The sequence below is a fragment of the Stenotrophomonas terrae genome (assembly GCF_039674165.1).
GTDB classification, from domain to species: domain Bacteria; phylum Pseudomonadota; class Gammaproteobacteria; order Xanthomonadales; family Xanthomonadaceae; genus Stenotrophomonas; species Stenotrophomonas terrae_A.
Window position 1 is genome coordinate 20,779 of record NZ_JBDJMY010000054.1, and the last position, 8,099, is coordinate 28,877.

5 protein-coding genes are annotated in these 8,099 nt (G+C 64.9%); all 5 read right to left on the minus strand.

Going from position 1 to position 8,099, the window contains the following annotated elements; translation table 11 throughout:
* Positions 1 to 25 precede the first annotated feature (25 nt).
* Positions 26 to 1,267, minus strand: coding sequence for an AGE family epimerase/isomerase (locus ABE493_RS17270; protein ID WP_346500236.1), 1,242 nt, complete (start codon positions 1,265 to 1,267; stop codon positions 26 to 28).
* Positions 1,264 to 2,259: a carbohydrate kinase family protein gene (locus tag ABE493_RS17275; RefSeq protein WP_346500238.1), complete on the minus strand. Its 996-nt coding sequence runs from the start codon at positions 2,257 to 2,259 to the stop codon at positions 1,264 to 1,266. The genes ABE493_RS17270 and ABE493_RS17275 overlap by 4 nt, the downstream gene beginning before the upstream one ends.
* A 6-nt stretch (positions 2,260 to 2,265) precedes the next feature.
* On the minus strand, positions 2,266 to 3,573 hold the full coding sequence (gene fucP, locus ABE493_RS17280) for an L-fucose:H+ symporter permease (protein WP_346500240.1): 1,308 nt from the start codon (positions 3,571 to 3,573) through the stop codon (positions 2,266 to 2,268).
* Positions 3,574 to 3,616: 43 nt separating this feature from the next.
* On the minus strand, positions 3,617 to 4,675 hold the full coding sequence (locus ABE493_RS17285; RefSeq protein WP_346500242.1) for a LacI family DNA-binding transcriptional regulator: 1,059 nt from the start codon (positions 4,673 to 4,675) through the stop codon (positions 3,617 to 3,619).
* A gap of 98 nt (positions 4,676 to 4,773) precedes the next feature.
* On the minus strand, positions 4,774 to 7,233 hold the full coding sequence (locus ABE493_RS17290; protein WP_346500244.1) for a GH92 family glycosyl hydrolase: 2,460 nt from the start codon (positions 7,231 to 7,233) through the stop codon (positions 4,774 to 4,776).
* Positions 7,234 to 8,099 lie beyond the last annotated feature (866 nt).

Here is an 8,099-nt window from a genome sequence, read left to right on the forward strand (position 1 = left end):
CGCTAGTGCTTGACGTTGCCGGGCCTCAGCCCGGCTGCTGCTCGCGAACCACGTTCAATACTTCGTGGCAGGCGCCCATGGTGTGGTAATCGGTCTTGCCGGCTGGGCTCTTTTCGTCGTCGTACTTGCGGTTGTCGGCATCGAGAATGCGGAACCACGCGCCGAAACGATGATCGACGAAGTACTGCCACGAATACGCCCACAGCCGGTCGTACCACTCCCAGTAGCCGGCATCGCCGGTGCGCTTGGCCAGCAGCGCGGCAGCGGCCAACGACTCGGCCTGCACCCAGAAATACTTGTCGTCGTCGCAGACGAAGCTGTCGCCACCGATGGCGGCGCCGTCCATGTTGGGCTGCCGGCGCGACTCCGGCGCGAAGCCGTAATACAGGCCACCACGCGCTTCATCCCACGAGCGCGTCATCGACGTATCGAACAGATGCCGCGCGGTAGGCACCAACCAGTCGGCGTCGACATGGCGGTCGAGGATCATCAACAGTTTGGCCCATTCGGTCTGGTGGCCGGGCTGGAAACCCCACGGGCGGAACAGGTGCTTGGGATTGTCCAGGTTGTAATCCCAATCGATGTTCCAGTCGGTGTCGTAATGTTCCCAGACCAGGCCGCCGGCCTTGGCCGCCTGCCGGCGGGTCATGTTGTCGGCCAGCTGCAGTGCGCGCTGCAGATAGCGCTGCTCGCCGCTGGCTTCGAACGCAGCCAGCATGGCCTCGCACATATGCATGTTGGCGTTCTGGCCACGGTAACCGGTGAAGTTCCAGTTGGCGTCGGCTTCATCGCGGTACAGCCCGTGCTGCGGCTCCCAGAAATGCCGCTCCAGCAGCTGCCAGGTTTCGTCCATCCATTCGCGGCCCTGTTCGATGCCGGCCTTCAACGCGCAGCTGTAAGCCAGCAGCACGAAGGCCACGCCATAACAGTGGTTCATGTCGTCCTCGACCTTGCCATCACGCAGGGTCCAGGCATAACCGTCGGTGGCCGGATTGCGGTGTACATCACGCAGATAGCGCACGCCGTGCTTCACCGCTTCCAGGTACTCGGCATTGCCGTACTCGCGGTAGGCCATGGCGTAGTTGAAGACGAAACGCGTGCTGCTGACCAGGTGGCGGTGGCTGCGGTCGTAGATGCTGCCGTCGTCGCGGTAGTAGTGGAAGAAGCCACCTTCGGCATCGATGCAATGCGGGTGGTAGAAGGCCATCGTATCGGCGACATGCGCGCGCAGGAAAGCCGGTGAACGGAAATCCGGGGTGCTGGTCATGCAGTGGCCTCCTGTTGCTGCAGCAGCTGCTGCACTTCATTCAATGCGGGCATTGCGGCAAACGCGCCCTTGCGGGTAACCGCCAAGGCGCCAACGGCGGCGGCAAATCGCAGCGTGCCGTGGATGGCATTGGGGGTTTTGCAGAACGCGGCAAAGCCGGCGCCCGCACCACCGCGTTCGACCAGGCCCACCAGCACACCGCCGACAAACGCATCGCCTGCAGCAGTGGTATCTACCGCCTGCACACGGAAGCTGGGCACCTCGCCTTCGCCATGTCGCGTATACCAACGCAGCGTTCCCGCCCCATCGGTGACGATCACCCACTGTGCCTGCGCGGCCAGCAGGCGACGCAGCACCTGTGCCTCGCCATCGGCACCCAATGGTGCGGCCAGGTAATCGAGCTCTTCGCGCGAGAGCTTGACCAGATCCGCACGTTCCAGCGCCTGCCAGAGACGCGGTGTCGGATCGACATCGGCCGGCCACAGCGCCGGGCGCAGGTTCAGGTCCAGGCTGACCACCGCACCGGCCGCGCGTGCACGGTCCATGCCCTCGAACGTCACCGCCGCGATCTCCGCCTCGGTCAGGCTGTTGGAGCAGACGTGGAAGCAGGCGGTGCCGTCGAAACAGGCTGGCAGGTAATGCTCGGTGCGGAACAACAGGTCCGCCGCCGGTGGCCGGTAGAAGCTGAAACTACGCTCGCCCTGCGCATCCAGCGCGACAAAGGCAAGCGCGGTCTTGGCCTGGTCGGTACGCACGATGCAGTCGGTTTCAACCCCGGCCTGCTGCAGGCTTTCCAGCAGGAAATCACCAAACATGTCGCGCCCCAGCATGCCGGCGAAGTGGCTGCTGGCACCGAGCCGCGCAGCCGCCACGGCGACATTGGCCGGGGCGCCGCCCGCGTACTGCAGGAACGCGCGCGGGGTGTCGGCCGAGGCCGGCGGTTGCGCTAGTAGATCGATCAAAATTTCGCCGAAACAAACAATCTTGCCCATCTGGCCTCAGTCCTTTTGGCTGACACCGGTGCTGGCGCGTGAACCGACCAGCCCGTAGAAAATGATGTAGCCGTAGCACAGCAACGGCAGGATGAAGGAGTGATGCACGCCGATGCGATCGGCCAGCATGCCCTGCAGGAACGGCACCACGGCGCCGCCGACGATGGCCATGATCAGCAGGCTGGAGGCCTTGTTGGTCAATGGCCCCAGGCGTTCGATGCCCAGCGCGAAGATGGTCGGGAACATGATCGAATTGAACAGGCCGATCGCCACCACCGAATACAGCGCCAACGTGCCTTCACTGGCCATGGTCAATGCCAGCAGGCCGACGTTGATCAAGGCGAACAGCGCCAGCAGCTTTCGCGGCGAGAAGCGCACCAACAGCGCGGAACCGGCGAAACGGCCGATCATCGCCATGGTCCAGTACAGCGACACATAATGCGTGGCCTGCTGCTCACTGAAGCCGCCGATATTGGGCAGCGACAGGTAGTTGACCAGGAAGCTGCCGATCGACACCTCGGCACCTACATAGAAGAAGATGCCCAGCACGCCGAACAACAGGTGCTTGTGGCGCAGCGCATCGCCATAGCTGTGCCGCGCACTGTCGGCCTGCTCGCTGTTCTCGCTCAGCGACGGCAGCCGGAAAAGAAATACAAACAGCGCAAGCAGGAACAGCGCCACCGCCAGGCCGAGATACGGCCCCTGCACCGACTGCGCTTCCTGCGCGCGGTAGGCCAGCTGGTCAGCCAGCGGCAGCGCGGTCAGCTCATCGGCGCTCTTCACCGTATTGCCCAGGATCAACATGCCGCCGAAGATCGGCGCGATGGCGGTACCCAGCGAATTCAATGCCTGTGCAAGCGTGAGGCGGCTGGAGCTGGTGCGTTCCGGGCCAAGCAGCGCGACATAGGGATTGGCCGCAACCTGCAGCACGGTGATGCCGGTTGCCAATACGAACAAGGCCGCAAGGAAGGCACCGTAGACACGCAGCTCGGCCGCCGGCCAGAAGCCAAGTGCACCGATGCCGGCAATGACCAGCCCGGCGACGATGCCCTGCTTGTAGCCCAGCCTTGCCACCAGGCGCCCGGCCGGCAGCGACATCAGGAAGTAGGCACCAAAGAAAGTGAACTGCACCAGCATTGCCTGGGTGTAATTCAGTTCGAACACCGACTTCAGGTGCGGAATCAGGATGTCATTGAGGCAAGTAAGGAAGCCCCACATGAAGAAGATGATGGTCGCCACCGCCAAGGCCACGCGCGTATTGACCACGGGCGCCGACGGGTTTGATGTAGACGATGGCGATGTAGGTATGTGCATGTGGGCTGCCTGGATGCGGTAGTCGAACGGTGGGATTGAAAACTCAACTCGGCCTTGCTGCACTGCTTTCGCGGATCCGCAGCTGCACCGGTGCAACGGTGCGCATTGGTGGCGCGTCGGGGTTGTCCAGGCGCTGCAGCAGCAAGGCGGCGGCTTGGCGGCCACGTTCGCGCGGGTCTGCAGTCAGCGTGGTCAACGGTGGCACCGCAACCGCAGCCTCGGAGATATCGTCGAAGCCGGTGACGGCGAAGTCGCCGCCCGGGCGGATGCCACGCGAGGTCAGGCCCAGCATCAGGCCCAATGCAACCGTATCGTTGTAGCAGACCGCCGCGCTGGGGCGCTGTGCGCTTTCGAACAATTCACCGGTACGTGCCGCCGCTTCCAGACGATTGGGGGCGGACTCGATCATCCACTGCGCGTGCAGCGGCAAACCCGCTTCGCTCAACGCCTGTTGGTAGCCGAGCCGGCGCTGCGCGCACGAGCTGGATGCCGCATGACCGCCGAAGAATGCGATATCACGATGACCGCGATCGATCAGGTGCCGGGTGGCCATGTAGGCACCGTGCTGGTTGTCCAGGGTGAGGAAGTCCCACTCGGCACCGGCCAGCTCACGGTTGAACAGCAATACGTTGGCGTGCGCACCCAGCACGTGGCGCAGCTCCTCGGCATCGCTGCCCTCGGCCGGCGACAGGATGAAGCCGGTGGGCGTGTGTTCCATCAAGGTACTCAGCACCGCCTGCTGCCGCTGCGGCGATTCGCCGGTACTGCCGAGCAGGGTGACATAGCCCTTGCCGCCCAGCGCCTCGTCCACGCCCGAAGCGAACTCGGCGAAGAACGGGTTGGACAGGTCGTTGATCACCAGCGCGATCGACGAGGAGGTGCGCCGGCGCAGGTTGGCGGCGGTGCGGTTGTAGACATAACGCTGCTTGCGCAGCTCAGCCTCGACCTTGGCGCGGGTGTCGACATTGACCAGCGGGCTGCCACGCAGCACCAGCGACACGGTCGCCCGCGACACCCCCACCGCCTGTGCGATGTCGGTGACGGTGACTGCGCGCTGGCCGGCCTTGCGTGCGCCCTTGGCGCCGGGTGAGGTTTCTTTCATCGTTTCCGCTGCGGTTCCAGGATGCCCCAAGCCTATAGGATCGCGGTCACCGCTTGCGCTGCCCGCTCCTGCCTTACCAGCCTTGGTGCGCCCCGTGCTCACGGCTGGGCGCTGGCCGGGGTGGCGCAGTACGACACCGGCAGGTCGGCCGTGGCCGTGCCCCAGCCCTGCTCCGGTGCCTGCGTGCCCAGCGTGAAGCGGACATCGCCGCCCTGCTGCAGGCGCTGCCAGTCCAGCCACACCGCCGGCTGCGGCTTGCCATCAACCTGCACCGCCTGGATGTACTGCAGGCTGCGGCCATCGGCGCCCGGTGCCTGCAGGCGCAGCGTGCGCCCGTTGCCCAGGGTGACCTCGGCCTTGCTGTAGCGCGGGGCGTGCAGCAGGAACTGGCCACTGCCCGGCACTGCCGGGTACAAGCCCAGCGCGCTGAACAGGTACCAGGCCGACATCGTGCCCAGGTCGTCATTGCCGGTGACGCCGTTCGGCGCATTGGTGAACAGCTGCTGCGCGGCGCGGACCACGGTGGCCGTCTTCCACGGCTGGCCGATCAGCGTATACATCCACGGCGCATGCAGGTCCGGCTCGTTGTTGGGGTTGTAGCGGTACTGGTTGTAATAGCTGTACGGGCCAACCACCCACTCCTTGCGTGCCGCGGTCAGCGGCGCCTGCAGAAGAGCGTCGTAGGCGAAGAATGCATCCAGGCGCTTGCCGGCCTGTTCGCGGCCATGCATGGCCTGCAGCATGCCCGGCACGTCCTGCTGCACCAGCCACTGGTACTGCCAACCGGTGCCTTCGTGGAAGCCGTGCTGCGAACGCGGGCTGTAGTGGCCATCGGCCGGTGTATACCAGTCGCCGTTCTCATCGCGAGGACGCGGGAAGCCGGTGAAGCCGGTTTCCGCATCACGCACATCCGCATCCCACACCTTGTGCCAGTTGCCGCCGCGTGTACGCAGCGTCGCCGCATCGGCCGCGTGACCGAGGCCATCGGCCATCTGCGCCAGTGCGCAGTCGGCCAACGCGTATTCCAGCGTTGCCGAACCACCGTGATGCGGGTCCACATCCATGCCCTTGGACGGGAATGCACGGTCGTAACCGACATAACCGTTGGCCAGGTAGCTGGCGTTGCCGGAACGCCCGGCATGGCGCGAGTTGATCGGCGGCATTTCAAAGGCATTGCGACGCAGTGCACCCCAGGCTTCCGCCTCGCGGCCCTGCAGCGCACCGAAGCGCCACAGGTCAACCATGAACGGGGTTACCGGGTCGCCGGTCATCACATTGGTTTCGAAGTTGGCATAGCCCCAGCGCGGCAACCAGCCGCCCTGTTCATTGATGGCCAGCAGGCTGCGGCCGATATCGCGCGCAACGTCCGGGCGGGTCAATGCCAGCCACTGGTTCTGCGTGCGGTAGGTATCCCACAGCGAGAAATACTCGTAATAGGTCCAACCATCGGCGCGATGAATCCCGTCGTCATAACCACGGTAGCGACCATCGGCATCGCTGCCGGTCATCGGCTGCAGCAGTGCGTGGTAAAGCGCGGTGTACAGCACGGTGCGGTCGTCGGCACTCGCGCCTTCAACCTTGACGCTGCCCAACTGCTCGCGCCATTGCGCCTGCGACAGCGCGCGCATGCGATCGAACCCCAGCAGCCTGCCGCCCTGCATGCCGTCACTGCGCAGGTTGTTGCGCGCGCCTTCGGCATCCACATGCGAGATCGCGCTGGTAGCGGTGACGCTGCGGCCGTCGGCCAGATCAAAGCTCAGCCACGCACCATTGGGCTTGGCCTCGCCTTCCATGCTGTGGCGCGCGCCGGGCAGGCCGCCTGCTTCGCCCCAGGTACCATGCGCCTTGAACGGGCGATCGAATTCGATGCGGAACCACGTCGTGTACTGGTGGCCACCGCAGAAACTCTTGGTGACCAGCTTGCCTTCCACCGCGCGGTCACCGACCACATCGATGACGCTGCCGATCACCGAATGGCGCTCGTTGGCCTGCGCAACGTTGACCAGCACCTGGCCTTCGCTGACGCCAGCGCTGAAGGTGTAGCGCTCGGCCGCGGCGCGGGTGCGCGCGGTGGTTTCCACGTCGATGCCGCGGTAGTCGGTAAGGCGTACTTTGTAATAGCCGGCCTGCCCTACTTCGCCGTCATGGCTATAGGCCGAGGCGTAGTTCTTGTGGTCGAAACGCTTGGGGTCCTTGGTATCGAAATCACCGCCCGGGCCGATGCTGCCGGTCACCGGCAAGACCGAAACCTGCCCGCCCTGCTCCCAGCAACCAGCGCCGGAAATGAAGGAATGCCCGAAGCCACGGATCTTCTCGTCGTCATAGCGCCAGCCCGAGTAATGACTGCCGATCGGGCTGACCTGGATCAGGCCGAATGGCGCCGACGCACCCGGGAAGGTGTTGCCGTCATCCTTGCTGCCGATGAAGGTGTTGACCTCGCGCTCCAGCGCGGCCGACGGAGCGGCCTGCAGCAACGGCGCGAAGCTCAGCGCCAGCAGACAGGCAGCCATTGCCAATGGGCGGCGGCGGGAATGGACGGTGGACGGCGATCGGCTCATGTCTTGGATCCTTGGGTCGGTCGGTGCGGCAACGATGTTGGTACGGCAAAGGTTGGCCCGGACAAGCCGGGCCGCTGATACCCAGCCCGTCCCGCAAGGGACGGGGGAGAGATGCCAGGCATCAGCAAAACTGCTCAAGCCCCGCTGCCCGGCTACCGCGATGACTGCGGCAAGCAAGGCAGAAGCAGATAAACCGGGGCCTTCTGAAGCGTCTTTGGCAGCATTTCCAGTGGTTTACAGCGGCCGCGACCGTGCATCTGCGCAACCAGCACTGCCCCCTGGGAATGCTTTCCTGAAAATTTAGATCGATCCAAGTAAAGCACGGGCATTTCCGCGAGCGCATTCTGCGGCGCAACATTCCAGCCAAATCCCGCCCCGTAGTGCCGAGCCATGCTCGGCAGAGGCCTTCCCAGCAAACATCCCGGCAGCGGCATAGGCCGCGAAGGTGGCGGCGCGCAAAGGCCTAGAAGCCAACCCCTCCCCAGCCCGTCCGGCCCGAAGGCACAGCCTTCGGTCGTTCATCAGGCCGCGCGCCAGTGGCGCGCAAGCAGGCCTTCTTCACCCCCTTCGCTACGCGAAAGGGAGGGAGCAAAGCGGTAGTGCCGAGCCATGCTCGGCAGGGGCTTTACCAGCAACATCCCGGCAGCGGCATACGCCGCGAAGCTGGCGGCGCAAACGCCTGAGAGCCAACCCCTCCCAGCCCGTCCGGCCCGAAGGCACAGCCTTCGGTCGTTCATCAGGTGGCGCGCAAGCAGGCCTTCTTCACCCCCCTTCGCTACGCGAAAGGGAGGGAGCAGAGCCGTAGTGCCGAGCCATGCTCTGCATAGGCTTTCCCGGTAAGGCCCCTTCCGAGCATGGCTCGGCAC